At 59.5% G+C, this 26,491-nt stretch carries 24 protein-coding genes; 11 read left to right on the top strand and 13 right to left on the bottom strand.

Translation table 11 applies throughout. The features are described 5' to 3' along the window. Complete coding sequence (locus WG29040_RS16120) at positions 1–918, top strand: LysR family transcriptional regulator (protein ID WP_004419625.1); 918 nt, start codon at positions 1–3, stop codon at positions 916–918. 666 nt (positions 919–1,584) lie between these two features. On the opposite strand, the gene WG29040_RS16115 is transcribed toward WG29040_RS16120, so the two are convergent. The 3 genes from WG29040_RS16115 to WG29040_RS16105 all read right to left on the bottom strand — a co-directional run bounded on the left by WG29040_RS16115 (position 1,585) and on the right by WG29040_RS16105 (position 5,358). Beyond that, positions 1,585–3,576, bottom strand: a complete 1,992-nt coding sequence (locus WG29040_RS16115) for a pyrroloquinoline quinone-dependent dehydrogenase (protein ID WP_127196524.1) — start codon at positions 3,574–3,576, stop codon at positions 1,585–1,587. Between the two features lies 1 nt (position 3,577). Then, on the bottom strand, positions 3,578–3,949 hold the full coding sequence (locus tag WG29040_RS16110) for a hypothetical protein (RefSeq protein ID WP_004419622.1): 372 nt from the start codon (positions 3,947–3,949) through the stop codon (positions 3,578–3,580). Positions 3,950–4,092: 143 nt separating this feature from the next. Then, positions 4,093–5,358, bottom strand: coding sequence for a sodium:proton antiporter (locus WG29040_RS16105; RefSeq protein WP_004419620.1), 1,266 nt, complete (start codon positions 5,356–5,358; stop codon positions 4,093–4,095). Between the two features lie 151 nt (positions 5,359–5,509). On the opposite strand from WG29040_RS16105, the gene WG29040_RS16100 reads away from it, so the two are divergent. Both WG29040_RS16100 and WG29040_RS16095 read left to right on the top strand, forming a co-directional pair. Continuing rightward, on the top strand, positions 5,510–6,343 hold the full coding sequence (locus WG29040_RS16100) for a DMT family transporter (RefSeq protein WP_004419618.1): 834 nt from the start codon (positions 5,510–5,512) through the stop codon (positions 6,341–6,343). A gap of 13 nt (positions 6,344–6,356) precedes the next feature. After that, positions 6,357–6,743 carry an MAPEG family protein gene (locus WG29040_RS16095; protein WP_004419617.1) on the top strand — a complete coding sequence of 129 codons (387 nt, stop codon included), beginning with the start codon at positions 6,357–6,359 and terminating at the stop codon, positions 6,741–6,743. Positions 6,744–6,829: 86 nt separating this feature from the next. Here WG29040_RS16095 and WG29040_RS16090 read toward each other — a convergent pair whose 3' ends face one another. Continuing rightward, entirely contained in the window at positions 6,830–7,984 is a 1,155-nt protein-coding gene (locus tag WG29040_RS16090) for a murein transglycosylase A (protein ID WP_010656699.1), read from the bottom strand. Between the two features lie 121 nt (positions 7,985–8,105). Here WG29040_RS16090 and WG29040_RS16085 point away from each other — a divergent pair, with 121 nt between their 5' ends. Continuing rightward, positions 8,106–8,555, top strand: coding sequence for a cytochrome c (locus tag WG29040_RS16085; protein ID WP_127196523.1), 450 nt, complete (start codon positions 8,106–8,108; stop codon positions 8,553–8,555). 107 nt (positions 8,556–8,662) lie between these two features. On the opposite strand, the gene WG29040_RS16080 is transcribed toward WG29040_RS16085, so the two are convergent. The 4 genes from WG29040_RS16080 to WG29040_RS16065 form a co-directional block, all read right to left on the bottom strand. Next, positions 8,663–9,058 (bottom strand): DUF1090 domain-containing protein, encoded by a 396-nt coding sequence (locus WG29040_RS16080; protein WP_004419614.1) that lies wholly within the window; start codon positions 9,056–9,058, stop codon positions 8,663–8,665. A gap of 67 nt (positions 9,059–9,125) precedes the next feature. After that, positions 9,126–10,790, bottom strand: a complete 1,665-nt coding sequence (ligB, locus tag WG29040_RS16075; RefSeq protein WP_127196522.1) for an NAD-dependent DNA ligase LigB — start codon at positions 10,788–10,790, stop codon at positions 9,126–9,128. Between the two features lie 163 nt (positions 10,791–10,953). Next, entirely contained in the window at positions 10,954–12,144 is a 1,191-nt protein-coding gene (metK, locus tag WG29040_RS16070; protein ID WP_004419612.1) for a methionine adenosyltransferase, read from the bottom strand. Between the two features lie 19 nt (positions 12,145–12,163). Then, positions 12,164–13,159: a metalloregulator ArsR/SmtB family transcription factor gene (locus WG29040_RS16065; RefSeq protein ID WP_004419611.1), complete on the bottom strand. Its 996-nt coding sequence runs from the start codon at positions 13,157–13,159 to the stop codon at positions 12,164–12,166. A gap of 272 nt (positions 13,160–13,431) precedes the next feature. On the opposite strand from WG29040_RS16065, the gene tkt reads away from it, so the two are divergent. The 5 genes from tkt (at position 13,432) to fba (ending at position 19,356) form a co-directional block, all read left to right on the top strand. Beyond that, the gene (gene tkt / locus WG29040_RS16060; protein ID WP_010656696.1) at positions 13,432–15,429 is read left to right on the top strand and encodes a transketolase; all 1,998 of its coding nucleotides are present in this window, start codon (positions 13,432–13,434) and stop codon (positions 15,427–15,429) included. 106 nt (positions 15,430–15,535) lie between these two features. Then, positions 15,536–16,591, top strand: a complete 1,056-nt coding sequence (gene epd, locus WG29040_RS16055) for an erythrose-4-phosphate dehydrogenase (RefSeq protein WP_010656695.1) — start codon at positions 15,536–15,538, stop codon at positions 16,589–16,591. A 26-nt stretch (positions 16,592–16,617) separates the two neighbouring features. After that, the gene (locus tag WG29040_RS16050; RefSeq protein WP_004419608.1) at positions 16,618–17,781 is read left to right on the top strand and encodes a phosphoglycerate kinase; all 1,164 of its coding nucleotides are present in this window, start codon (positions 16,618–16,620) and stop codon (positions 17,779–17,781) included. Between the two features lie 32 nt (positions 17,782–17,813). Continuing rightward, positions 17,814–18,032 carry a hypothetical protein gene (locus WG29040_RS16045; RefSeq protein WP_004419607.1) on the top strand — a complete coding sequence of 73 codons (219 nt, stop codon included), beginning with the start codon at positions 17,814–17,816 and terminating at the stop codon, positions 18,030–18,032. Positions 18,033–18,291: 259 nt separating this feature from the next. Continuing rightward, positions 18,292–19,356 (top strand): class II fructose-bisphosphate aldolase, encoded by a 1,065-nt coding sequence (gene fba, locus WG29040_RS16040; protein WP_004419605.1) that lies wholly within the window; start codon positions 18,292–18,294, stop codon positions 19,354–19,356. Positions 19,357–19,414: 58 nt separating this feature from the next. Here fba and WG29040_RS16035 read toward each other — a convergent pair whose 3' ends face one another. After that, complete coding sequence (locus WG29040_RS16035; RefSeq protein ID WP_127196521.1) at positions 19,415–19,789, bottom strand: hypothetical protein; 375 nt, start codon at positions 19,787–19,789, stop codon at positions 19,415–19,417. 318 nt (positions 19,790–20,107) lie between these two features. Between WG29040_RS16035 and WG29040_RS16030 the strand changes: the two genes are divergently transcribed. Both WG29040_RS16030 and WG29040_RS16025 read left to right on the top strand, forming a co-directional pair. After that, on the top strand, positions 20,108–20,608 hold the full coding sequence (locus WG29040_RS16030) for a M48 family metallopeptidase (protein ID WP_004419601.1): 501 nt from the start codon (positions 20,108–20,110) through the stop codon (positions 20,606–20,608). Positions 20,609–20,663: 55 nt separating this feature from the next. After that, positions 20,664–20,960 (top strand): helix-turn-helix domain-containing protein, encoded by a 297-nt coding sequence (locus tag WG29040_RS16025; RefSeq protein WP_004419599.1) that lies wholly within the window; start codon positions 20,664–20,666, stop codon positions 20,958–20,960. Here the strand turns inward: WG29040_RS16025 and WG29040_RS16020 are convergent. The 4 genes from WG29040_RS16020 to dbpA form a co-directional block, all read right to left on the bottom strand. Continuing rightward, positions 20,951–21,418 (bottom strand): GNAT family N-acetyltransferase, encoded by a 468-nt coding sequence (locus WG29040_RS16020; protein WP_004419598.1) that lies wholly within the window; start codon positions 21,416–21,418, stop codon positions 20,951–20,953. The two genes, WG29040_RS16025 and WG29040_RS16020, sit on opposite strands and share 10 nt — an antisense overlap. Positions 21,419–21,483: 65 nt before the next feature. Continuing rightward, positions 21,484–23,658: a YccS family putative transporter gene (gene yccS / locus WG29040_RS16015; RefSeq protein WP_004419597.1), complete on the bottom strand. Its 2,175-nt coding sequence runs from the start codon at positions 23,656–23,658 to the stop codon at positions 21,484–21,486. Positions 23,659–23,803: 145 nt separating this feature from the next. Next, a complete protein-coding gene (locus WG29040_RS16010; RefSeq protein WP_010656692.1) occupies positions 23,804–24,982 on the bottom strand; it encodes an NAD(P)/FAD-dependent oxidoreductase in 1,179 nt (392 codons plus the stop codon). Positions 24,983–25,113: 131 nt separating this feature from the next. After that, the gene (gene dbpA / locus WG29040_RS16005) at positions 25,114–26,451 is read right to left on the bottom strand and encodes an ATP-dependent RNA helicase DbpA (protein ID WP_232286864.1); all 1,338 of its coding nucleotides are present in this window, start codon (positions 26,449–26,451) and stop codon (positions 25,114–25,116) included. Between the last annotated feature and the right edge of the window lie 40 nt (positions 26,452–26,491).

The raw sequence follows: 26,491 nt of genomic DNA, 5'->3' as shown, positions 1-26,491 counted from the left end.
ATGCGTTTGCGACATATCGAAATCTTTCAGGCCATCCGTCAAACCGGCTCGGTGAGTGCCGCCGCGCAACTGCTGCATGTCTCGCAACCGGCGGTGAGCAAAGTGCTGCAGCACGCAGAGCTGCAACTGGGGTTCCCGCTGTTTTTGCGGGTACGCGGCAAACTGCAGCCCACCCCTGAAGCCCTGCTGCTGGAACGCGAAGTCGAGAAGGTCAGCGAGAGCCTGCAAGGGGTACAGCGACTGGCCGAAAGCCTGCGCCGTGCCCCCGGGCACCGCTTGCGCATCGGCAGTACGCCGGCATTGGCGCTGTCGCTATTGCCGCCGGTGATCAGCGAGTGGACCCGGCGCTACCCGGATATCAGTTGCGAACTGGCCAGTGCCCATAGCCGGGAGCTGGTGCAGAACCTGTTGATGCGCGAGCTGGACGTGGCCCTGACATTCAAGCTGCCTGACCATCCAGGGCTCAAGGCCCAGGCGTTGGCCCACGGCGTATTGGTGGCGTTGGCGCCGCGGGGTTACTGGCCGGATGAGAGTGAGGGAGAACCGCTGGCGCTGCATGAACTGGCAGATGCGCCGTTGATCGGCCTGAGCAATGCCGACCCGTTGTTCGCGCGTCTGGACAGTTATCTGAAAACCATTGAGCCGCCGCCGCGTATCAGCATTGCGGTGCAAACCTATTCTCTGGCGCGGGCGATGGTGGAGTCGGGAGCGGGGCTGGCGGTGATTGACCCGTTCACGGCGCTGGGTGCTTCGCGGGCGAGCACCCTGATTCGTCCGTTGAGTCCTGCATTGCCGATTACCCTGTATGCACTGACCCGTGCCGATGAAGCACCGGCGCATACGCTGGAGGGGTTGCTGGAACTGTTCGCCGGACGGGCCGGCGAACAGTTGCAGCGGTTGATGGGAGGAAACACATAACCTGTGGGAGCCGGCTTGCCGGCGATAGCATCGCTGGCAAGCCGGCTCCCACAAGGTCCGGTCAGAGCCTGTGGTAGCCCGGCATCGACCAGCACTTTTGGTGGTGTTGGCGCTGCGGGGCCGGCGAACGGTTGCAGCGGTTGATGGGAGGAAATACATAACCTGTGGGAGCCGGCTCCCACAGGGCCCGATCAGAGCCTGTGGTAGCCCGGCATCGACCAGTACTTTTGGTAGTGTTGGCGCTGCGGGGCCGGGGAACGGTTGCAGCGGTTGATGTGAGGAAACACATAACCTGTGGGAGCCGGCTTGCCGGCGATAGCATCGCTGGCAAGCCAGCTCCCACAAGGTCCGGTCAGAGCCTGTGGTAGCCCGGCGTCGACCAGCACTTTTGGTGGCTTTGGCGCTGCGGGGCCGGCGAACATTTGCAGCGGTTGATGGAGGGAAACACATAACCTGTGGGAGCCAGCTCCCATAGGGCCTGATCAGAGCGTGTGGTAGCCCGGCATCGACCAGTACTTTTGGTAGCGTTGGCGCTGCGGGGCCGGGGAACGGTTGCAGCGGTTGATGGAGGGAAACACATAACCTGTGGGAGCCGGCTTGCCGGCGATAGCATCGCTGGCAAGCCAGCTCCCACAAGGCCCGATCAGGGCGTGTGGGAGCCCGGCATCATTTCGGCAGTGCGTAGACCACCACTTGATCGCCCACCTGATCTTTCATGATGGAGTTGCCGCCCGCGACAAACGCCACATATTGCCGGCCCTTGTACTCATACACCGCGGGGTTGGCGACAGCAGGTGCCATGACGTTATCCGACCACAGTTCCTTGCCGTCATCCAGGGAGTAGGCGCGCACCTTGGCATCCATCGAGGCACCAATGAACACCACGCCACCGGCCGTGATTGCCGGTCCGCCGATGGTAGGTGAGCCCATGCTTTCAGGCATGTACCAGCCATATTGCTGCACCGCGCCCATCGGACGACGCCATTTCACGTCACCGGTGTGCATGTCGATGGCGACGATTTCACCGAAAGGCGGCGCCCAGCACGGCATGCCGGCCCAGTTCTGCGCATTGAGCAAGGACATGCCATAGGGTGCGCCGATCTGCGGATAGAAGCCGTTTTCGTTGCCTGCTTCCTTGGGTTGTTTGTCATAGGAGGCGCGATCCCACAGCTTGATCATCTGCACGATGTGCGAGGTATTAACCACTGCCACCTGGCTGACCGGATCGAAGGCTACGCCACCCCATTGCACGCCACCGGCGCTGTCCGGGTAGGCCAGTACGCCGTTACCTTTGGTGGAAGGTGGCGAGTACATGCCGTTGTATTCCAGGCCGTCCCACATTTTTGAACACTGGCCAAAGCCGACAATATCGGCGATTTTCCAGATTGCGGGCTTCTTGGACTGGTCCAGCAACGGAGCAGGTTTGGTCGGGAAGGGCTGCGTGGGTGAGTAGACTTCGCCATCGGCATCGCCTTTTGGCACCGGACGCTCTTCAATCGGCCACACGTCTTCACCGGTACGACGGTCAACGGTGAACAGAAAGCCCATTTTGGTAGCTTGAACCAGCGCGGCTACAGGTTTGCCATCGACGGTGATGTCCATCAGGGTCGGGGCCGAGTTGATATCGTAGTCCCACAAATCGTGGTGAACCCACTGACGGGACCATACGACCTTGCCCGTATTGATATCCAGCGCGGTTGTTGAGGTTCCCAAAGGAATCGCTTTTGGCCGGTTGCCGCCCCAGTAGTTGGGTGAAGGCGAGGAGACCGGGATGTACAGCAGGCCGAGTGCCGCGTCATAGGACATGGCGGTCCAGATATTGGCGGTACCGGTATTGCCGGCCTCATCATCGGGAATCGGTTTGAATTCCCACTCCAGCTCGCCGGTACGGGCGTTGAGAGCAAACAGCGAGCCTGGTGATTCGACTTCGTACTCCCAGTCCTTGCCGGCCCAGCCGACGATCAGCTTGTCACCGATAACGGTCGGCGGCTGCAGGACCGACAGCGGCCATTTGGCGTTGAGCTTGTTCCACTGGTTGATATCAACCACGCCGTTTTTGCCAAAGTTTTCGCATGGCTTGCCGGTGTCGGCATCCACTGCAAACAACTGGGCTGTCATATTCCCCAGGTACACGACTTTCTGACAGGCAACCCCGGGTTGCGGGTTTTTTTCCTGCCAGTAGGCTACGCCACGGGATTTCAAGGCCGGCTGGGTGAGGGCCTCCAGCGGCGACTTGGTGTCATAACTCCACTTTTCTTTACCCGTCTCAGGCTCAAGGGCAATGATCCGGTAAAAAGGCGTGCCGACGTACAGCGTGTCATTGGCAAAGATCGGGGTGGCGGACCATACAGTGGCAGGGGTTTTGCCGGTCCCGTCCGACATGTCGCCGGTGAAATACTGCCAGACCTTGGTCAGTTTTCCGACGTTGTCCTTGTTGATCTGGTTCAGCGGCGAATATTTTTGCGAGCTTAACTGGCCATGGAACGAGTCCCACTCCTTGCCATTGGGCACGGGTATTCTGGCGTCTTCGGCGGAGATACTGGATGGCGCCAGCAGGGGCGTGGGCACTATGTAAGCGGTGTCAGCGTGTGCGGTTGAAATACCCGCGAGCATGCAGATGACCGGTGCCGTGAAAAGATGTTTTTTTACTTTATCCATGTCACGCGCTCCTTGTTGGCTTGCCGCAAAAAGTTTCGATGACCACCCCTGCGGCGCACACCACCAGCACCAGAGCTGTCCACCAGCCATGCAAGAGGACCGCGCCAAACAGCGTCCCGATGACCGCGAGCCAGCTAAGAACAACGAAGAAACTTCTTAGTCCCCCGAATTCATGCTTGATCAGCAACAGGCCAAGAATGAACAGAACGAATTCGCCCAGCATCGTTACCATCGCGCCGCCGGAGTCGGTCACGCCCGACAGTGGCGTAAAAAATCGCCATGCCGTAATGGCCAGGGCGATCAGTGCGGTGATAACTATGATGTAGGCGCCTGTATGGCGCCTGGGCGGTGCATAGCCAGCAGAAGTACTCATCCCTTTCTCCTTTACGTTTTATGCTCTCAGGCATTAGGAAAAAGAGTGTAGCCAAGCTGGCAGGAAACGCCGGGACGAGGTGCCCCGGCAGTTTCGCAGTCGCTACCGGGGGGGGCGGTGGCAGCGAGATTGCGGGCTTCAGATCAATGCGCGGGATCCGTCTCGACCGGAGCCGGTGCATCTTTGGTCACATGCTTGACCAGTTTGCCGATGGTCAAACCCTGGAACAGGATCGACGACAGCACCACGATGTAGGTAATACTCAGGATCAGGTCGCGTTCCGGCCCCAGTGGCAAGGCCAGAGCCAGGGCTACCGAAACCCCGCCGCGCAAACCACCCCAGGTCAGGATGCGGATGGTGCCGCGGGGCACCGTACGCCAGCGGCGCAGCAGCACAATGGCCGGGGCCACGGTCAACAGGCGCGAGAGCAGGATGGCCAGGGCCAGCACGCTCGCTGCCAGCAAGTGCAACCATGAGAACGGCAGCAACAGCAATTCCATGCCGATCAGGGCAAACAGCAGCGCGTTGAGCATGTCATCGAGCAACTCCCAAAAACCGTCCATGTAGCGCCGGGTCATCTCGTTCATGGCCTTGTTGCGGCCCAGATTACCGATGATCAGACCGGCGACCACCATCGCAATGGGTGCCGAGACATGCAGCTCGCTGGCCATGGCGGAGCCGCCGATCACCAGCGCCAGGGTCAGCATCACTTCGATCTGGTATTGCTCGATGCTTTTGATCATTCGATAGACCAGATAGCCGATCAAACCGCCAAACACCACGCCGCCAATGGCTTCATGGGCAAACAGCATCGCGGTGGCGCCCAGGCTCGGGGTTTCGCCCAGTTGCACAATGCCCAGCAATACGGTGAACACCACAACGGCGGTGCCGTCATTGAACAGCGACTCACCGACAATCGTGGTTTTCAGCGGTTTGGATGCGTTGGCGGTACGCAGCACGCCAAGCACGGCGATCGGATCAGTGGGCGAAATCAGGGCGCCGAACAGCAGGCAATACAGGAAGCTGATATGCCATCCAAACAGGCCAAAGATCCAGTACGCCAGGCTGCCGATCACGGTGGTGGCAATCAGCACACCGACGGTGGCCAGCAGGCCGATGGGCCAGCGGTAGCTGCGTACGTCGTTGAAGTTTACGTGCAAGGCGCCGGCAAACAGCAGGAAGGAAAGCATCCAGTTCATCAGCAGATCGCCGAAATCGATCTGGCCGATCAACTCCTGCACGCGATCTTCGAGACCGGGATAGCCAATAAAGCTCAAGCCTTGCAACAGCAGGGAAAACATGAGGGCGGTGACCATCACACCAATGGTTGGCGGCAGGCCGATAAAACGGAAGTTCACGTATGTCAGCAGTGAGGTCAGGCAGATAAACGCAGCAACAAGTTCAAGCATCCGGGATCCTGTAGTGGCGGGAGTCAGTGGAGACCCTGATCGGGTCAGGTCTTGTTTGATGAAAAAGCAGACGGCAGCGACACATATTCGCGGCACAGTCATGAATACCGTATAAAAAAGATGCCGATCCATAAAAATAAAGGAGGTAACGGTGCTGGCAACCACGTTGGTGCTGATCGCGGCTGTGTTGCATGCGATCTGGAATACCCTGATTAAGTTCAGTGGCGAACGTTTGCTGGTGATCGCGTGCATGGACACGGTTGCGCTGCTGCTGGTTGTTGCGCTGGTGGGGTTTGTGGCATTTCCGCCCATGGACATCTGGCCGTGGATTTTGGCATCTGCCGTATTCGAACTGCTTTACCGGGTGTTGTTGATTCGCGCCTATCGGGTGGGTGATCTGGGATTAGTCTATCCGCTGATGCGCGGGCTTTCGCCACTGGTGGTGCTGGCGTTGACCCTGACGTTTGCCGGCGAAGCCCTTACCGGTCAGCAAATCATCGGTATCCTGCTGATCCCGTGCGGCATGGCCTGCCTGCTGTGGCAGGGCGGTGGCGGTGATCGGTTGCCTTGGTCGCTGCTGCCAGTGGTTGCACTGATTGGCCTGTGCATCGGCTGCTATACCTTCCTGGATGGTCAGGCCCTGCGGCGCTGGTCGCACCCGCTGGATTATCTGGTTTGGGTAACCCTGATCAGCGCCTGGCCGTTCCCGTTGCTGGCGCTGACCCGCAGGCGTACCGCGTTTACCCTGTTCTGGCGTACGCAATGGCGTTTGGGGGTGGCAGTAGGGATTTGTGTTCTGGCCAGCTATGGCCTGGTGTTGTGGGCCATGCAGCTGGGCTCGATTGCCGAGGCCGCGGCATTGCGTGAAGTCAGTGTGATTCTGGTGGTGCTGTTCGGTATGCGTTACCTCAAAGAACCTTTTGGTGGGCCGAGGCTCTTAGCCTGTGGGCTGGTGCTGATCGGCATGCTCGTGATGAAACTCTAAAAAGGAAATTCCAATGACGGTTGCCTTCTGGTGTGTACTGATTGCCCTTTGCCTGCCCTATGTCTGTACCGCCTTTGCCAAGTTCAGCGACGGCAAGTTCGGGCCGCGGCAGAACCATGATCCACGGACGTTTCTCGACGGTCTGCAAGGATTTGCCAAGCGCGCCCATAGCGCCCAGCTCAACAGCTTTGAAGTGACCCCGGCGTTTGCCGCCGCGGTGATCATTGCCGATATCGTGGGCAATGCGCAGCCCGTGACCATCGACGTGCTGGCGGTGCTGTTTGTTACCAGCCGCCTGCTGTACATCATCTGTTATCTGGCCGACTGGGCCATGATGCGTTCGGTGGTCTGGTTTATCGGCATGGGGCTGGTGGTCAGCTTCTTTTTTGTGTCGATGTAAGTTCAGGCTGAAAATGCAGGAGCGAGCTGTTCGCGATCACGGGACCATGTTGAAGCGCCCGCGAGCAAGCTCGCTCCTGCACCAGGTTACTGTGGCAACGCCGCGCCTTTAGGCCACAGCAGCCAGATATTGCCCTTTTGCTTCATGTCGCCGGCTATTTGCCCGGCCTGGGGGCCGGTGCCGACGAAGAAGTCCGCGCGAACCTCACCGGCAATTGCACCGCCGGTGTCCTGGGCCGCAACCGGCCGGACTATGGGTTGGCCGTCGGCCTGGGTGGTCGACAACCACAGCAGGCTGCCCAGCGGAATGACCTTGCGATCCACCGCCACGCTATAGCCGGCCGTGAGCGGCACGTTCAGTGAGCCGCGCGGGCCTTCGTTGCTGTCGGGGTTCTGGGTGAAAAATACATAACTCGGATTGCTGGCCAGCATTTCGTGAACGCGCTCCGGGTGCGCCATTGCCCAGGCGTGAATGGTACCCATGGTCACGTCTTCTTTTTTCAGCTCGCCTTGCTCTACCAGCCAGCGGCCAATGGGTTTGTACGGATGACCGTTCTGGTCGGCATAGCCGATGCGCAGCTGGCGACCATCGTCGAGTTGCACTCGGCCCGAGCCCTGGATCTGCAGGAACTGCAGGTCCATCGGATCAGTGAGCCACGCCAGCACCGGTGCGTTCAGACCTTTGCTGTTGATGGTTTCGGCGGTGTCGTAAGGCTTGAGTACGCGGCCTTCAAGGCGACCGCGCAGGCGCTTGCCCTTCAGTTCGGGGTAGATACTGTCCAGATTCACCACAATCAGGTCGGACGGAATGCCATAGATCGGCACATTCGCGGCCTGGGTGGGTTTCAGGCTTCCGGGGTAAACCGGCTCGTAATACCCGGTGATCAGCCCGTCACTGCTGCCTTCGGCCGAGCGCAGGCTGTACACATCGAGATGGGTCTGCAGAAAACTGCTGATTTGCTCTACGCTCGGGCTGGCTGTCAGCTTGGCGGCATCGCTGCACACGCTTCCCCAGTTAGGGTCGGCCTTGAGTCGGGTACAGGCACTGCGCCATGAGGCAAACCCGCTTTGCAGGTCGCTGCCTGTCACTTGCGGCAGGGCACTCCATTCAGCTTTGCTGTAAGTGGTGTGGGGCTCCGGTTTGGTGCTGCCCTTGTCAGCATCCTTGTCGGTGCCATTGCATCCGGCCAGTAACATGACAACGGGCAGTGCCCAGGCCAGAGGCTTGAAAAATTTACTCATCAGCAGGTTCCTTCGAGATTTGCCGAGTGACCTTCAAGGCAAACCCTATATTCAATAGGGCTATTGGTCTTTGTGTGTGACGCGAGGATACTGGCGGCCGATTCCCGTGACGTGAGCCACCATGATTGTTAAACGACTGACTGTTGTATTACTGGCCTGCCTGACGTTATCGGCGTGTGGCGGGGTTGATCCCGATTCGCCGCTGGGCCAGCGTAAAGCGATTTTCAAGCAAATGCTCAAGACCAGTGAAGACCTGGGCGGCATGTTGCGTGGCAGGATCGCCTTTGACGGACCACGCTTTGCCGAGGGAGCAGTCAAGCTCGATGCCCTGGCTTACGAGCCGTGGAAGCATTTTCCGCAGGTGAAGGAATCCGATCAAACCAGCGCCACCGACGATGTCTGGCAAAAACAGGCACGTTTTCAGGAGTTGGCTCGCCAGTTGGAAGCTGCCACAGGCGAGCTGGTTGTCGCTAGCCGGATACAACCCTATAAAGCCAGCAACCTGACCCCTGCAATGCAAAGGGTCGAAGACACCTGCAGTGCGTGTCACAAGGAATTTCGTAATCACTGAGTGAACCGCAACTGCAATCCGTCCTGCAGGAACGAGCTGTTCGCGATCACGCAGTCACGTGATCATGTTGAAGAGCTCGCGAGCAAGCTCGCTCCTGCAGAGGGGGCTTATTTATCCAGCTGATCCAGCGCCTCTTGCAGCTCTTTGCGCGACTCGGCCAGTTTGGTTTTGCGCTTGTCGATTTTTTCCGGATCGCCTTTCTTCATGGCTTTGTCCAGGTCGGCCTGGCGCTGGCTGACTTCGTGCTTGGCTTCCAGCACCTTGTTCTCGCGTTCTTTCTTCAGGCCCGCGTCGGTGCAATGTTCAGTGACTTCGCTCAGGGCTTTTTCCAGGCCGGCAATCTGGCCGGAATTGTTGTGGGCGCGAGCTTGTTCAAGCTGCAGGCTGATGGCCTGTTTCTTGGCTGCGCAGCCCGTCAGTTCCGGCGCAGGCTCTGCGGCCATCAGCGGAGCAGCCAGCAGGCTGCAGACAGTTAACAGGGCGAGCGGGGAAAGAAGTTTCATAAAGAGCTCCATTACAAAAGATGACAATAAACACAATTTTCAAAAGTAATGCTGCGGCCTGGGGTTTCTAGTCGAAACCGGCAATACCGGCAGCGCGTAATTCTTCACTCAAAGCCTGCACGTTCGGATCGCGAAAAAAAGAACTCAACTGCACCGCGCGACTGGCTCCAATGCCTGGCTGTGCCTGCCAGGCCAAGGTGTCACGTGCCGCCAGCGCTTGCCACGACTGGCCCAACGGCGCGTCTGCAGTCGGCGGCAGGCCAATGGCCCGCAGCCAGCGTTCGAACGGTTGTAACCGGGCTGCATGCAAACTGCCGAGCAAGCGGGCGGTGCTACGCTCGCCCAAGCCATCAATGTTAGCAAGCTGCGCGGCATCCAGGGTCAACCAATCGGTCAGGTTGTTGATTCGCCCTGCCTGAAGCAATGCATTCCAGGTTCCGGGGCCGACATGTTGCATGGCCAGACCTTTTTTACCGCTCAGCCAGCTCAAACGGGCCAAAAACTGGCCCTCGCAGCCTGGTGACAGCTGCCAGCAACTGAGGCCGTGGAAATTATCGGGATCGGGTGCCTGCACTTCAACCCTTTTACTGGTACGAAATACGACACTGTCCAGTCGCGGGATGGTCATGCCTGCCAGGCTGATGGCCACGTGATCCCCGGGGCGGATGTCCAGGGCCTGCCAGCGCTTGAAGGAACCGGCACTGATGCGTTTGATGGTGCGGTCGTCGAGGCGCACCGGGATCAATTCCAGCATCGGGGTTATGCGTCCGGTGCGGCCAATCTTGAAGGTCACCTTGCGAACTTCGCCCAGGGCTTGAGCGTGCGGGTATTTCCAGGCGGCAGCCCAGTTCGGCGGTTTTGCCTGCCAGCGTTCAGCCGCAGGGCGCCGGCTCTGGCGCAGCACCAGACCGTCGCTGGCGAACGGTAGCGGGTTGTTGTACCAGTGTTCGCGCCACTGCCGGGCCTGTTCGAAACTCTCTATCGGCTGGCTCAAGGCCTGGCTGTCGGCAAAACCCAGGGTGCTCAATCGGGCGAGCCGCCCGTCCTGGGTGTCGGGGCCTTCAGGCCAGTCCCAGACAAACAGGCCGATACCTTGCCCTTGCTCGGCACTCAATTGATGACGCGCCATAAGGCCGGCGACCGTGCTGCGGGCATTCACGCCGCCGGATCTGGCCTGGATATGTCCGGGCAGCCGCCAGTACAGTTCGCCTTGCAGCACGATATCCACAGGTTGCAGCAATTGCTGGGGGATGGCGCTGATGGCCCGTGCCGCCCGGTTCCAGTTTTGCCCGGTTTGCCCGTCTCCCCGGCTGATCACCTGGTGCAGTTGCCCTTGTCGATACACCAGGGTGACGGCTACGCCATCGACCTTGGGCTGAACCCAGAGCTCCTGGCGCCCCTGGATCCACTGTTTGACGGCCTTCTCATCGGGCAGTTTCAGCAGGCCGGTATGGATCACGGGGTGAGGCACACTGCCGCCCGCGGTTTTTAGCGGGTTATCCACAACAGCAAATTTGAAACAGTGCTGCCAGCCTTCAAAGCGCGTGCGGGACTGGTCGTAAACCGCGTCGCTGACCTGTGAAATACCCAGGCGGTGATAGCTGTCGTCCCAGGTTTCCAGCTGTTGCTGCAGAGCCTGGTATCGAGCCCGGTCGGGGCAGGTGTCAGCCAGTGCGTTGAGTGCCAGTAGCGCGAGCCAGAACCTGCAGATAAATCGAAGTGAGGCGAGCATCATGAGCGTCCTTGCCCGGGGTGAATGCTTAAGCCTAGTGAAGGTATTTTGCGTCTCGCACCAGGAGCTTTGCCGGGTATTTCAAACGAACCGGCTCCCGCGTGCAGATAACAAAAAGCCCCGGACAGTCACCTGTCCGGGGCTTTTGGTGCAGCAGGCTCAGTTAGAAACCGGCAGCGGTGCGCAGCTCTTCAGCACGGTCGGTACGTTCCCACGTGAACGTGGTGAAGGTATCGTCACCGACAGTCTTGACCTGCGGTGTACGGCCGAAGTGGCCGTACGCAGCAGTTTCCTGGTACATCGGGTGCAGCAGGTCAAGCATGGTGGTGATGGCGTATGGACGCAGGTCGAACACCTCACGTACCAGCTTGATGATTTTGTCGTCGGAGATTTTGCCGGTGCCAAAGGTGTTCAACGAAATCGAAGTCGGTTGAGCGACGCCGATAGCGTAGGAAACCTGAATTTCGCAACGCTCGGCCAGGCCGGCTGCCACGATGTTCTTGGCCACGTAACGACCGGCATAGGCCGCCGAACGGTCAACCTTGGATGGATCCTTGCCCGAGAACGCGCCGCCGCCGTGACGGGCCATGCCGCCATAGGTGTCAACGATGATCTTGCGTCCGGTCAGGCCGCAGTCGCCCACCGGGCCACCGATGATGAACTGGCCGGTCGGGTTGATGTGGAACTGGGTGTCCTTGTGCAGCAGCTCGGCTGGCAGCACATGCTTGACGATCAGCTCCATCACGCCTTCGCGCAGATCTTTGTAGGAGACATCCGGGTTGTGCTGGGTCGACAGTACGATGGCGTCGATCGCCACAACTTTGCCGCCTTCGTAGCGGCAAGTGACTTGGGACTTGGCGTCCGGACGCAGCCACGGCAGCAGGCCGGATTTGCGGGCTTCAGCCTGACGCTGAACCAGCTGGTGGGAGAAAGTGATCGGCGCCGGCATCAGCACGTCAGTTTCGTTGCTGGCGTAGCCGAACATCAGGCCCTGGTCGCCGGCACCCTGATCTTCAGGCTTGGCACGGTCAACACCCTGGTTGATGTCGGGCGACTGCTTGCCGATGATGTTCATCACGCCGCAGGTCGCGCCGTCGAAGCCAACGTCGGAGCTGTTGTAGCCGATGTCGGTGATCACATCACGGACGAGCTGCTCCAGGTCAACCCAGGCCGAGGTGGTGACCTCGCCCGCGATGATTGCTACGCCGGTTTTCACCAGAGTTTCGCACGCCACACGGGCGAACTTGTCTTCAGCAATGATGGCGTCCAGCACCGCATCAGAAATCTGGTCGGCGATTTTGTCCGGATGCCCTTCAGACACGGACTCGGAGGTGAAAAGGGAGTATTCGCTCATCTCGACGGTTTCCTAATATTTACCGATGGTGAGTGTCGCCAGCCGGCCGCTGAAAGTGGCGGACCTGAATCTGGAAACCATTACGTAAGCCTACATAGAGGCTTTCCCCGGGAACGAGTCCCGCAGCGGTGGCCCAATGGGCCAGATCATCTTGTTCAAAACCCAGCCACAGATCACCGCAGGCTTCGCGGGCCCATGCCTGATTATGGCTGCACAACTCTGTTACCAGCAGGCTACCGCCAGGGCGCAACAAGTTGGCCAGTTGCCTGAATGCTTCGGCCGGTGCGGCGAAATGGTGCAAGACCATGTTCACAACGACACAATCGGCTTGGATCTGTGCATCCTGCAAAGCGTCAGCGAGGATCAGGCTGACGTTCTCCAGTGACTCGCGTTCACACAACTGGCGGGCCAGTTCAAGCATCGCCGGGCTGTTGTCCAGTGCCGTGACCTGGTGAAAGCGACGGGCCAGGTCAGGCAAGAAACTGCCATCTCCGGGGCCCACTTCCAGGGCCGTGGCCGCTGGGTTGAAGCTTAGTTTGTCGAGCAAGGCCAGGACGCTATCCCGGTACTGCGGCAAACCTGCGATCAAATCCTGTTGAGCGCGAAACTTTTCGGCGACCCGCGAGAAAAAGTCCTGACTGGCCGCAGCACGTTGCCCATGGACGGCACTGATACGTGCCTGTACATCGGTGGGCAGGGTCAGGTTGTCGACTTCTTCCAGCAGCGCTGCGTGCAACTTCCCGCCCGGCAGTTCGGTGTGGGGCAGGGCACGGCGATAAAAAATGGCATTGCCTTCGCGTCGGGTTGCCACCAGTTGCGCCTGTGACAGCACCTTGAGGTGGTGGCTCATGCCTGACTGGCCGGTGGCGAAAATATGGGTCAACTCCAGCACGCCAAACGAATCATTGGCCAGCGCGCGCAACACATTCAGTCGCAGCGGATCGCCTCCGGCCTTGCACAGGGCCAAGAGCTCATCGCAATCGTCGTGGCGGATTGAAGGCGCGTGTAGGTTCATGGGGCCGCAGTCTAGTTACCCCGTTCGCGGCCCGCAAGTTCAATATCAAAACTTTTCGATATTGGGTGATGGATGGCGCGTTTGTCGGATGGGTTGTGTCTATTAACGAAACGAAATGTCCGATCCTTAACAGCTTGAACGGTTAAGCACAGGAAAAACGCCCCAAGTGACTATCTGTCATTGCCCCGAAGGCAGTGCCTGAGGGAAAATGCTCGCCTTTTTTGCGTTCCGTTTTATTTAAGTTCGTTTTTACCAAACCTAGGAGAACAGCGATGCCCAGCCGTCGTGAGCGTGCCAACGCCATTCGTGCACTCAGCATGGATGCCGTGCAAAAAGCCAACAGCGGCCATCCCGGTGCCCCTATGGGTATGGCGGATATCGCCGAAGTACTGTGGCGCGATTATCTGAAGCACAACCCGAGCAACCCTTCATTCGCTGACCGTGACCGCTTCGTGCTGTCCAACGGCCACGGTTCGATGCTGATTTACTCGTTGCTGCACCTGACCGGCTATGACCTGTCGATCGAAGACCTGAAAAACTTCCGTCAACTGCACAGCCGTACCCCGGGCCACCCGGAGCTGGGCTACACGCCGGGCGTTGAAACCACCACCGGTCCTCTGGGCCAGGGTTTCGCCAATGCCGTGGGTTTTGCTCTGGCAGAAAAAGTCATGGGCGCGCAGTTCAACCGTCCTGGCCATAACATTGTCGACCACCACACCTACGTATTCATGGGTGATGGCTGCATGATGGAAGGCATTTCCCACGAAGTTGGCTCGTTGGCCGGCACCCTGGGCCTGAGCAAACTGATCGCGTTCTACGATGACAACGGCATCTCCATCGATGGCGAAGTTGAAGGCTGGTTCACCGACGACACGCCAAAGCGTTTCGAAGCCTACAACTGGCAAGTGATCCGCAACGTTGACGGTCACGACCCGGAAGAGATCAAAACCGCGATCGAGACTGCACGCAAAAGCGACAAGCCAACGCTGATCTGCTGCAAAACCACCATCGGTTTCGGCTCGCCGAACAAACAGGGTAAAGAAGACTGCCACGGCGCTCCATTGGGCCTGGAAGAAATCGCTCTGACCCGCAAGGCGCTGAACTGGAACCACGGTCCTTTTGAAGTCCCGGCCGATATCTACGCCGAATGGGATGCCAAGAAAGCCGGTGCTGTTGCCGAGTCCGAGTGGGACAAGCGCTTCGCCGCCTACGCCGCCGAGTTCCCGGAGCTGGCTGCAGAACTGTCCCGTCGCCTGAGCGGCAAGTTGCCAGCTGACTTCGATGCCAAGGCTACTGCCTACATCAATGAAGTGGCTGCCAAAGGCGAAACCATCGCCAGCCGTAAAGCCAGCCAGAACGCCCTGAACGCCTTTGGCCCGCTGTTGCCGGAACTGCTGGGCGGCTCTGCTGACCTGGCCGGTTCCAACCTGACCCTGTGGAAAGGCTGCAAAGGTGTTTCGGCTGAAGACGCCAGCGGCAACTACATGTACTACGGCGTACGTGAGTTCGGCATGAGCGCCATCATGAACGGCATCGCCCTGCACGGCGGCCTGGTGCCTTACGGCGCTACCTTCCTGATGTTCATGGAATACGCCCGTAACGCCATCCGCATGTCGGCCCTGATGAAGCAGCGTGTGATCTATGTATTCACCCACGACTCCATCGGTCTGGGCGAAGACGGCCCGACGCACCAGCCGGTGGAGCAACTCACCAGCCTGCGTACCACGCCGAACCTGGACACCTGGCGTCCGGCCGACGCGGTGGAATCTGCTGCGGCCTGGAAATTCGCCCTGGAGCGCAACGACGGTCCGTCCGCGTTGATCTTCTCGCGTCAGAACCTTAACCATCAAACCCGTGATGCTGCACAAATCGCAGACATCAATCGTGGCGGTTACGTGCTCAAGGACTGTGCAGGCGAGCCTGAACTGATCCTGATCTCGGCCGGTTCCGAAGTGGGCCTGGCGGTTCAGGCTTACGAGAAGCTGACCGAACAGGGCCGCAAGGTGCGCGTGGTTTCGATGCCATGCACCAGCGTTTACGAAGCTCAAGACGCAGGCTACAAGCAGTCGGTTCTGCCGCTGCAGGTCAGCGCGCGGATTGCGATCGAAGCTTCCCATGCAGACTACTGGTACAAGTACGTGGGCCTGGAAGGCCGCGTTATCGGCATGACCACCTACGGCGAGTCGGCGCCTGCGCCTGCCTTGTTCGAAGAGTTCGGTTTCACCCTGGAAAACATCCTGGGTCAGGCTGAAGAGCTGCTGGAAGACTAAAAGCGCCAGATCGCGAGCAAGCTCGCGCCTGCAGGATGGTTATTCATTCTGCAGGCGCGGCCTTGCTCGCGATGGCATTAGCGTCACCCGACAATTCGAGAACCCCATGCCTCAACCGCGTCCTTACAAAGTTGCACTCAACGGCTACGGCCGGATTGGTCGTTGCGTCTTGCGTGCGTTGTTTGAGCGAGGGGCCGCTGCCGGGTTTGAAATTGTTGCACTCAATGACTTGGCCGATATGGCCAGCCTCGAATATTTGACGCGCTTCGACTCCACCCATGGCCGGTTCCCCGGCGAGATACGGATCGAAGGCGACTGCCTGCATATCAATGGCGACTGCGTGAAAGTGTTCCGCAGTGCCACCCCGGAAGGGATCGACTGGGCCGCGCTGGGCGTTGACCTGGTGCTGGAATGCTCCGGCGTCTACAACACCCGCGCCGACGCCCAGCGCTTTCTTGATGCCGGGGCTCCCCGCGTATTGTTTTCGCAACCGATGGCCAGCGACGCCGATGTCGACGCCACCATCGTGTACGGCGTCAACCAGCACACGCTGACCGGCGAAGAGCGTCTGGTGTCCAATGCCTCCTGCACCACCAACTGCGGCGTGCCGCTGTTGCGCTTGCTGGATCAGGCGTTTGGTCTGGAGTACGTGTCGATCACCACCATTCACTCGGCGATGAACGATCAGCCGGTGATTGATGCCTACCACCACGAAGACTTGCGTCGTACCCGTTCGGCGTTTCAGTCAGTGATTCCGGTCTCCACCGGCCTGGCCAAAGGCATCGAACGTTTATTGCCGGAACTTGCCGGCCGAATCCAGGCCAAAGCAGTTCGGGTGCCGACGTTAAACGTGTCGTGCCTGGACATTACCCTGGTCACGGCGCGCGACACCGACGCCGTGGAAGTCAACCGCGTGCTGCGCGAGGCTGCCACCAGCGGCCCGCTCAAAGGCTTGTTGGCCTATACCGAATTGCCCCACGCCAGTTGTGATTTCAACCATGATCCGCATTCGGCGATTGTTGATGCCAGTCAGACCCGGGTTTCCGGCCCACGGCTGGTGAACCTGCTGGCCTGGTTTGACAACGAATGGGGTTTTGCCAATCGAATGATCGATGTGGCAGAGCACTATTTGCACGTTACCCACCCCAACCCCGCTCTCTAACATTAGAAACTCAGGAACTGCGACCCATGACCGTGTTGAAGATGACCGACCTCGATCTGCAAGGTAAGCGCGTACTGATCCGCGAAGACCTCAACGTCCCGGTAAAGGACGGTGTAGTCACCAGCGATGCGCGCATCCTTGCTTCGCTGCCGACCATCAAGCTGGCGTTGGAAAAAGGCGCGGCTGTCATGGTCTGCTCGCACCTGGGACGTCCGACTGAAGGCGAGTTCTCGGCTGAAAACAGCCTCAAGCCTGTCGCCGAGTACCTGAGCAAAGCCCTTGGCCGCGACGTGCCGCTGGTCAGCGACTACCTCGATGGCGTCGACGTTGAGCCCGGCAACATCGTGCTGTTCGAAAACGTGCGCTTCAACAAGGGCGAAAAGAAAAACGCCGACGAACTGGCCAAGCAATACGCCGCCCTGTGCGACGTATTTGTAATGGATGCGTTCGGTACTGCGCACCGTGCCGAAGGTTCGACCCACGGCGTAGCCAAGTTCGCCAAGGTTGCAGCGGCAGGCCCGTTGCTGGCGGCCGAGCTGGAAGCACTGGGCAAGGCCCTGGGCGCCCCGGCCAAGCCAATGGCGGCGATTGTTGCTGGCTCCAAGGTGTCGACCAAACTTGAAGTGCTCAACAGCCTGAGCCAGATCTGCGATCTGTTGATCGTGGGTGGCGGTATCGCCAACACCTTCCTTGCCGCGGCGGGTCACCCGGTGGGCAAATCGCTGTACGAGCCGGATCTGCTGGACACTGCCCGCGCCATTGCGGCCAAGGTCAACGTGCCTTTGCCGACTGATGTGGTGGTTGCCAAGGAATTCGCTGAGTCGGCTGTAGCGACGGTCAAACTGATCGCTGACGTGGCAGCAGACGACATGATCCTGGATATCGGTCCGCAAACGGCCGCGCACTTCGCAGAACTGCTGAAGTCGTCCAAAACCATTCTGTGGAACGGCCCGGTGGGCGTCTTCGAATTCGACCAGTTCGGTGAAGGCACCAAAACGCTGGCCAAAGCGATTGCCGAAAGTTCGGCATTTTCCATCGCTGGCGGCGGCGACACACTGGCGGCCATCGACAAGTACGGTATTGCCGATCAGATTTCTTACATCTCCACCGGCGGCGGTGCATTTCTCGAGTTCGTTGAGGGCAAGGTATTGCCTGCCGTTGAAATCCTGGAAAGCCGCGCCAAAGCCTGAACATGACTCAGGCCCTGAAAGGAAGCATCGACATGGTCAAGTTGTTACCGCTGTTAATGATTGCGGGCTTTTTGGCCGGTTGTGCCGGTTCGAGCAAGCCGACGCCCGAGGCTGCAACCCCTGAAGAGAGTGGTTGCTACCAGGCAGAATGGCAGGCGCAGAGTGTGCCGCTGGTGAATAAACGCTCAGGGCCGGAGGCGCTGGAGAAATACGAGTCGCCCCAACCTTCAAAAGAGCACGGGTGCCCGTAAAGCGGGTGAGAGATATTGTGGCAGCTGGCCTGCCAGCGATGGCATCGAGGCGGTTTGCCTGACAGACCGTATTACCTGCATCGCTGGCAAGCCAGCTCCCACATTAAATAGCGAGTAGCTATAGCTGAAGCTGTAACGTTTCAGCTCAACAGAATTCGCATTTCAGGGGCGCGCCCCCGATCTGCAATAACTTGAATAGCAGCCGCCGCTACGGCAGGCTTGCACGATTAACGACCCTCGTCCGGGAGAGACACACACAATGGCACTTATCAGCATGCGCCAGATGTTGGACCACGCCGCCGAATTCGGCTACGGCGTTCCAGCCTTCAACGTCAACAACCTTGAGCAGATGCGCGCCATTATGGAAGCCGCTGACAAGACTGACTCCCCGGTGATCGTTCAGGCTTCGGCCGGTGCGCGTAAATACGCAGGTGCACCGTTTCTGCGTCACCTGATCCTGGCGGCAATCGAAGAATTCCCGCATATCCCGGTGTGCATGCACCAGGACCACGGCACCAGCCCTGACGTCTGCCAGCGCTCGATCCAGCTGGGCTTCAGCTCGGTGATGATGGACGGCTCGCTCGGCGAAGACGGCAAAACGCCGACCGACTACGACTACAACGTGCGTGTCACTCAGCAGACTGTTGCCCTGGCCCACGCCTGCGGCGTATCGGTTGAAGGCGAGCTGGGCTGCCTGGGTTCCCTGGAAACCGGCATGGCTGGCGAAGAAGACGGCATCGGCGCAGAAGGCGTTCTGGATCACAGCCAGATGCTGACCGACCCGGAAGAAGCGGCTGACTTCGTCAAGCGCACCCAAGTGGACGCCCTGGCTATCGCCATCGGTACTTCCCACGGCGCTTACAAGTTCACCAAGCCACCTACCGGTGACGTGCTGGCCATCGACCGGATCAAAGAGATCCACAAACGTATCCCCAACACTCACCTGGTGATGCACGGTTCGTCGTCTGTGCCACAAGAGTGGCTGGCGATCATCAATGAATTCGGCGGCGACATCAAAGAAACCTACGGTGTGCCGGTAGAAGAAATCGTTGAAGGCATCAAGCACGGCGTGCGCAAGGTCAACATCGACACCGACCTGCGTCTGGCATCCACTGGCGCCATGCGTCGCCTGATGGCCACCAACCCGAGCGAGTTCGACCCGCGCAAGTTCTTCGGCGCAACCGTGACCGCCATGCGTGACGTGTGTATCGCACGTTACGAAGCCTTCGGTACTGCCGGTAATGCCTCGAAGATCAAGCCGATCTCCCTCGAAGCCATGTACCAGCGCTACCTCAAAGGTGAGCTGAACGCCAAGGTCAACTAAGACCCCGGCGTTTAAAAAAAGCCCGCTGCGATTCGCAATGCGGGCTTTTTTGTGGGCGTCATCCGGGACGCTGTAATTGCTCCGGGTCGACGCCGTTGCCCTGGAGCAGTGCATCCACCAGCGAACGGGCCATTTCCACCGAGTGCACCAGCGACCACACCAAGCCGCGCTCGATGCCACTGGCCATTTCAGTGATCTCGTCCGAGACCTCTTCTGCGCTCTTGAGCATCACTGAGACATGCACCAGGGCCTCCAGTGCAGGGATGTCGGGCAACACTGCAAAGGGAGAGCGGGGGCTGATTTTCCGGGGACGGGTAGGTTCAAGCTCATCGAGCAGGGCGGGCGCAGCGCGCAGGCGGTCGAGAAGGCGCCGGGTTGCTTCATCGTATTGATGATCATCGCGCTTGATACGTTTGGGCTTGGAAGCTTTCATGGGTTTTCCACGCAGGCCATCATTCGAGCCAAGACTGAGGCGACTCAAGAAGATAGCCCCGTGACTTTCAGCGCAGCAAGTGGCACTCGAGGCGAAATTACATTCTAGGAAACGTCCTACGTGTTTCAGAGTAAGTTCTGACTTTGCGGCCCGGATGTCAGAGCTTGTTGTGGTCAATATCCAGTTTGCTGAACGCTCAGGTTCCAGGTTGCCAAATCAATCATGACTAGCCTTTAAAAATGGCCAGTTGAAGTGATGGCACTGCTTAATCCTGAATTCGCTACACTGGCGCACCTTTACGTTGTACGTTGGCGCCCCATGACTGTCCTCAAATACCTCCAGGCTTATCCCCAGACCTTGCAAGATCAGGTGCGTCACCTGATTGAGCGCGATCAGTTGGGCAGTTACCTGAGTGAGCGTTATCCACAACGTCACGCGGTGCAAAGCGACAAGGCCTTGTATGCCTATGCGCTGGAACTGAAGCAGGAACACCTGCGCAATGCGCCGTCCTTCGACAAGGTGCTGTTTGATAACAAGCTGGATCTGACCCACCGTGCGCTGGGTTTGCACACCACCATTTCGCGGGTGCAGGGCGGCAAGCTCAAGGCCAAGAAAGAGCTGCGCGTAGCTTCGTTGTTCAAGGAGGCGGCGCCAGAGTTTTTGAAAATGATCGTGGTCCATGAGCTGGCACACCTCAAGGAGTCAGATCACAACAAGGCGTTTTACAAGCTGTGTGAATACATGCAGCCGGGCTACCACCAGCTGGAATTTGACCTGCGGGTGTATCTCACGTGGCGCGACATGCAGGCTGGTCGATGACAACCTGCAGGCGCCTGCAGTAGTAGTCGCCAAGTACAGATATCAGGAGTTCTGAATGGAAGTCAGCAAAACCAAAAGCAGCTTTTACCGGCGCCTGTATGTGGCCTGGTTGATCGACAGCCAGACCGCCAGCAGTGTTCCAGCCCTGACCGAGGTCACCGGTATGCCGCGCCGTACCGCCCAGGACACCATCGCCGCGCTGGCCGATCTGGACATCGTCTGCGAATTCGAGCAGCAGGATGGTGCCCGCAATCATGCCGGCCGCTATCAGATTCACAGCTGGGGCCCGGTCGACAAGGCCTGGATCGGCCAGCATCTGGCGCAGATCAAGCAGGTACTCGGTTATCCCTGAGGTGTTTGATTACGGCGCATGCCGATATGCGGGATGTCATCTTCAAGATAGATTTCGCCCTCGGCGCTAAACCCGTGTTGCTCATAGAACGGCTGCAAATGAGCCTGGGCTGACATGAACACGGGTTGCCCGGGCCAGTAGTCATCGATATTTTCCAGTGCTTGAGCCAGCAGCTCGTGCCCCAGCTTTTGCCCGCGGCCCGCCGGGGCAATGATCACCCGGCCAATGACCACATCACCGCCCTGGGAATCAGGATCGAGCAGCCGGGCGTATGCCACCAGCTGGTTGTTCTGCCAGCCCATCAGGTGCAGGGTATCGCCACTGAGGTCTTGTCCATCGACGTCCTGATAGGCGCATTTTTGCTCGACGACAAATACCTCCGAACGCAGCTCCAGTATGGCGTAGAGCTGCTCCTTGCCCAGATCGGTGTGGTGTTTGCAGAGCCAGTCAGTGGTCACGGTCCAGTCCTTGTGCGAGAAAACGATCAGCGGATAGTAGGCCCGAAGCCCGGTGGCGCCAAGCGCTAAGGCGCTTTGATCAAATGCGCAGCCAGGGTCCGCAATGGCCCCAGCTGACGGCAAATCAGCGCCAGCTGGGTTTGCACCAGGCGCTGGCTTTCGTCGAGCTCATCCGGCATCTGTTCCAGCTCATTGGCCAGCGCTTCTTCTTCGTCACTCTGCACCGCCACGGCCTGTTTGGTGGTCAGGCCTTGAGCGATCAGGTCGATGCTGTCAGCGATCCTGCGCCCCGCGCCTTCGATCAAGTGCTCGCGAATGTCGCTGGGCAACCGGGTGTCGCGGTGCGCGCCCAGGCCCGACAAATAGCTGAGCAGGGTGTGTGAAAGCACCAAAAAGCGGAAGCCCATATCGGCATCCTTTCGGAAGTGCCCCGGCTCCATCAGCATGTTGGCCAGTGTGGTCGACAGGGCAGCATCGGCGTTGTGGGCGTTGCGCCGCGCCAGACGATACGCCAGGTCGTCACTTTTGCCCTGGGCGTACTGGTGCATGATTTGCCGCAGGTACTGACTGTTGCAACTCAAGGTATTGGCCAGCACCTGATTCAGGCGTCGGCCCTGCCAGTCAGGCAAGAACAGGAACACCGCTGCGGCAGCAATCACGCTGCCCACCAGGGTATCGAACAGTCTTGGCAGAAACAGCCCGTAACCGTCGCCCACCTGATTGAAGCAAAACAGAATCATCAGGGTGATGGCGGCAGTGCTCAAGGTGTAGCGGGTAGTGCGGTTGATAAAGAACACCACCCCGGCCACCACCGCGAACATCGATTGCACCAGCGGGTTGGGGAACAGGTCGAACAGCGCCCAGCCCACGGCCAGGCCGATGGCCGTACCTATGATCCGCTGGCTGAACTTGCGGCGTGTCGCGCCGTAACTCGGCTGGCACACAAACAGCGTGGTGAGGATGATCCAGTAACCCTGGCTGGGATGAATCCAGTGCACCATCGCAAAGCCGATGGACAACGCCAACGGCAGACGCAGGGCGTGGCGGAAAATCAGCGAAGTGGGGGTGAGGTGCTGGCGCAAGCGCGACCACACATCCTTGAGGTTGCGCGGCGAACGATCCAGCAGGCTGCTGTCGGTGGCATCGGCAAGGCTGTCAGGGTTGCTGGCATCGCTCAGCAGGCGGTCCAGCGTACCGAGGTTGGCGGCCAGCGCCCGCAGTGAACGCAACAGCCCGCGCCAGGCCGGGTTGCTCTGGATGCGCAGATGCTCCAGGGAGGCGTGCAGATCGCCCAGGGCCTCGGCAAAGCTGTCGTCATAGACGAATGGCTGGCGCAGCTTGATCGACTCTGACAAGCGCTGGCAGGCCACGCCTTGCTGGCGCAACAGACGCTGGCAGCGGAACATCACATCGCTGTGAAAGAACGCCTCGGCCAGTGCGTTGTACGGGTAATGGGAGGAGCTGGCGCGCTCGTGGATGTCCTGCGCGAGGAAGTACAACTTGAGGTAGCGGCTGAGCTTGGACCCCGGCCTGGAGTTGCCGACCCGGTGCAAAATGATTTCCTTGGCGCTGTTCAGGGCGGCCACCACCTTGCCGTTCTGGCGTGCCAGTTCCAGCCGGCCGGCCTCGACATCCAGCTTGCGCACGGGCTCGAACAGCGAGGACTTGATCTTCAGATACAGGCCTAGCTCCCAGAACAGCCGCGCCAGGCTTTGCTGCACCGGCTGGTGGGAAAACAGGGCCTGCCACAGTACCGACAGCAGCCCGTACCAGGCCGCGCCCGCCACCAGCAGCAAGGGCTCGTGCCAGAAATTGAGCACTTCCCCGCCGCGCTGATCGACCCCGATCATGGTGTACACGGCCAGAATCAGCGTGGCTGAGGCAATCGCCCCGTAGCGCTCGCCCAGCGCCCCGAGCATGGTCAGGCCGAAGCTGGCCAGCGCCAGTGCGCAGACCATCAACCAGGGGTAGGGGAAAAGTAATTCGACACTGAAGGCCGAGGCACTGAAACACACCAGGGTCACCAGCAACGCGTTCAGTCGGCCTTGCCAGCTGTCATCGGTCTCGGACAGGGCGCTGGCGATAATCCCCAGGAACAGCGGGATCAGCAGTGACATCTCGTCCTGATACCAGCAAAAAGCCATGCTGCCGGTCAGGGCGATAAATACGCGAACGCTGTAACTGAACTTGTCCCGTGCCCACAAGCGGCGCAGGGACTGACTGAAGGAGGTCGATGACATGGAGGTGGCGGTGCCTGGCTCGTATTTCGCTAAATTGAGCCAGATAAGACGACAGCGCAATGACACTCTTCACATCGGACACAAAATATTTTTTGACTCAGACTCTGTAGCCGCAGCCTTCGACAGCGGCCACAGGGTGACGTCGTCAGACGAACTGCGCCGCGGCGTACCCCGAAGCCCACGCCCACTGGAAGTTGAAACCGCCCAGATGGCCGCTCACATCCAGCACTTCACCGACAAAGTACAAGCCGGGGCTCTTCAGCGACTCCATGGTCTTGGATGACACTTCACGGGTATCGACCCCGCCCAGTGTCACTTCCGCGGTGCGATAGCCCTCGGTGCCGGCCGGTACCACTTTCCAGCACGCCAGCCTGTCAGCCACTTCCGCCAGCTCGCCCGGGGTGTATTGCTTCATGGGCTTGGACACAAACCAGTGCTCGGCCAGCAAGTTGGCCATCTTCTTGGTGAAAATCTCACCGAGCAGAGTCTTCAGTTCGCTGTTCGGGCGTTCGGCCTGCTGGGTGTGCAGCCAGCTCAGCGCGTCGAGGTCGGGCAGCAGGTTGATTTCAACTGTATCGCCGGAGTTCCAGAACGACGAAATCTGCAAGATCGCCGGTCCGCTCAAACCGCGGTGGGTGAACAGGATATTTTCCCTGAAGCTCTGATCGTTGCAGCTCACCAGGCAGTCCACCGAGGTCCCGGAGAGCTCGGTGCAAATCTCTTTGAGCTGATCGGTGATGGTGAAGGGCACCAGACCTGCGCGGGTCGGCAGCAAGGTGTGACCAAACTGCCTGGCCACTTGATAGCCGAAACCGGTGGCGCCGAGGGTCGGAATCGACAGGCCGCCGGTGGCGATCACCAGCGACTGACAGTTCAACTGATCCAGGGTGGTGTTGAGGCTGTAGCCGGTTTCGGTTTTTTCGATCTGCTCCACCGAGGTGTCCAGGTGCAGGCTGACGCCGGCCTGTTGGCACTCGCTCAGGAGCATTTCGAGGATGTCGCTGGATTTGTTATCGCAAAACAGCTGGCCGAGTTTCTTCTCGTGGTAGGGCACGCCGTGCTTGCTGACCAGTTCGATGAAATCCCATTGGGTGTAACGCGCCAGCGCCGACTTGCAGAAGTGCGGGTTCTGCGACAGGAAATTGTTCGGTTCGGTGTACATGTTGGTGAAGTTGCAGCGGCCACCGCCCGACATCAGGATCTTCTTGCCCGCCTTGTTGGCGTGGTCAATCAGCATCACCTTGCGCCCACGCCCGGCAGCGCTCAGCGCGCACATCAAACCTGCGGCGCCAGCGCCAATAATCACAACGTCGGTAGAGCGCAAAGCGGTGTCCTCACAAAAATTCTCTGTTTAAAAGCACTGTGGGAGCTGGCTTGCCAGCGATGCAGGCAACCCGGTCCGAGGTGCTGACATCGCCGGCAAGCCAGCTCCCACAATGAGTGTGTCGTTTGGGTTTACAAAACCCGGACGCGCAGTACGCGGCCTTTGATTTTGCCTTCGCTCAGGCGCTGGGCCGCTTGCTTGGCAATAGTGCGGTCAACGGCCACGTAGGCCTGGAAGTCAAAGATCGCGATCTTGCCGACCTGGGCGCCGGGGATGCCCGCGTCGCCAGTCAGGGCGCCAAGGATGTCGCCCGGGCGAACCTTGTCTTTACGGCCTGCACCAATCACCAAAGTGCTCATGGCCGGCAGCAATGGCGCGCCGCCCTGGGATTTCAGGGTGTCCAGGGTTTCCCAGTTCAGCGGGGCTTTCTGCAGTTGCTCGATGGCCTGGGCGCGGTGCGCTTCGGACGGAGCAACCAGGCTGATCGCCACCCCTTTTTCGCCCGCACGACCGGTACGGCCGACACGGTGAATGTGGATTTCCGAATCGCGGGCCAGTTCGACGTTGAGCACCATGTCCAGTGCATCGATGTCCAGACCACGGGCGGCAACGTCTGTGGCTACCAGTACCGAAGTCGAACGGTTGGCGAACATCGCCAGTACCTGGTCACGGTCGCGCTGTTCCAGGTCGCCGTGCAGGCCGACGGCGGAAATGCCCTTGGAGGTCAGGTGATCAACGGTTTCCTGAACCTGCTGCTTGGTGAAGCAGAAAGCCACGCACGATTGCGGACGGAAATGCGCGAGCACTTTGGTCACGGCGTCCATGCGTTCTTCAGGCGAGATTTCGTAGAAACGTTGCTCGATCTGGCTGTCAGTGTGCAAGGCCTCAGCTTTTACCTGCTGCGGGTTGCGCATGAACTTGGACGACAGTTGCTTGATACCGACCGGGTAGGTGGCCGAGAACAACAGGGTCTGACGGCGTTCCGGAGTCTGGCGGATGATGTCTTCGATGGCATCGTAGAAGCCCATGTCGAGCATGCGGTCAGCTTCGTCGAGTACCAGAGTGTTGAGGCCGTCGAGTTTCAGCGAGCCTTTGCGCAAGTGCTGCTGGATGCGCCCCGGGGTGCCGACGATGATGTGCGCGCCGTGCTCCAGCGAACCGATCTGCGGGCCGAAGGACACGCCGCCACACAGGGTCAGCACCTTGATGTTGTCTTCGGCGCGAGCCAGACGGCGGATCTCTTTGGCAACCTGGTCAGCGAGTTCGCGGGTCGGGCAGATCACAAGGGCCTGGCAACCGAAGAAACGCGGGTTGATCGGGTTCAGCAGGCCGATGCCGAAGGCGGCAGTTTTGCCGCTGCCGGTCTTCGCCTGGGCGATCAGGTCCATGCCTTTGAGGATCACCGGCAAGCTCTGCGCCTGGATCGGCGTCATCTGGGCATAACCGAGGGAGTCGAGGTTAGCCAGCATGGCGGCGGACAGAGGCAGAGAGTTAAAAGCGGTGGCAATG

It is taken from the genome of Pseudomonas sp. PAMC 29040 (genome assembly GCF_003994535.1).
Taxonomy (GTDB): Bacteria; Pseudomonadota; Gammaproteobacteria; order Pseudomonadales; family Pseudomonadaceae; genus Aquipseudomonas; species Aquipseudomonas paraversuta.
Note: the sequence above shows the minus strand (reverse complement) of the source record. Positions and strands in the feature narration are given on the sequence as shown.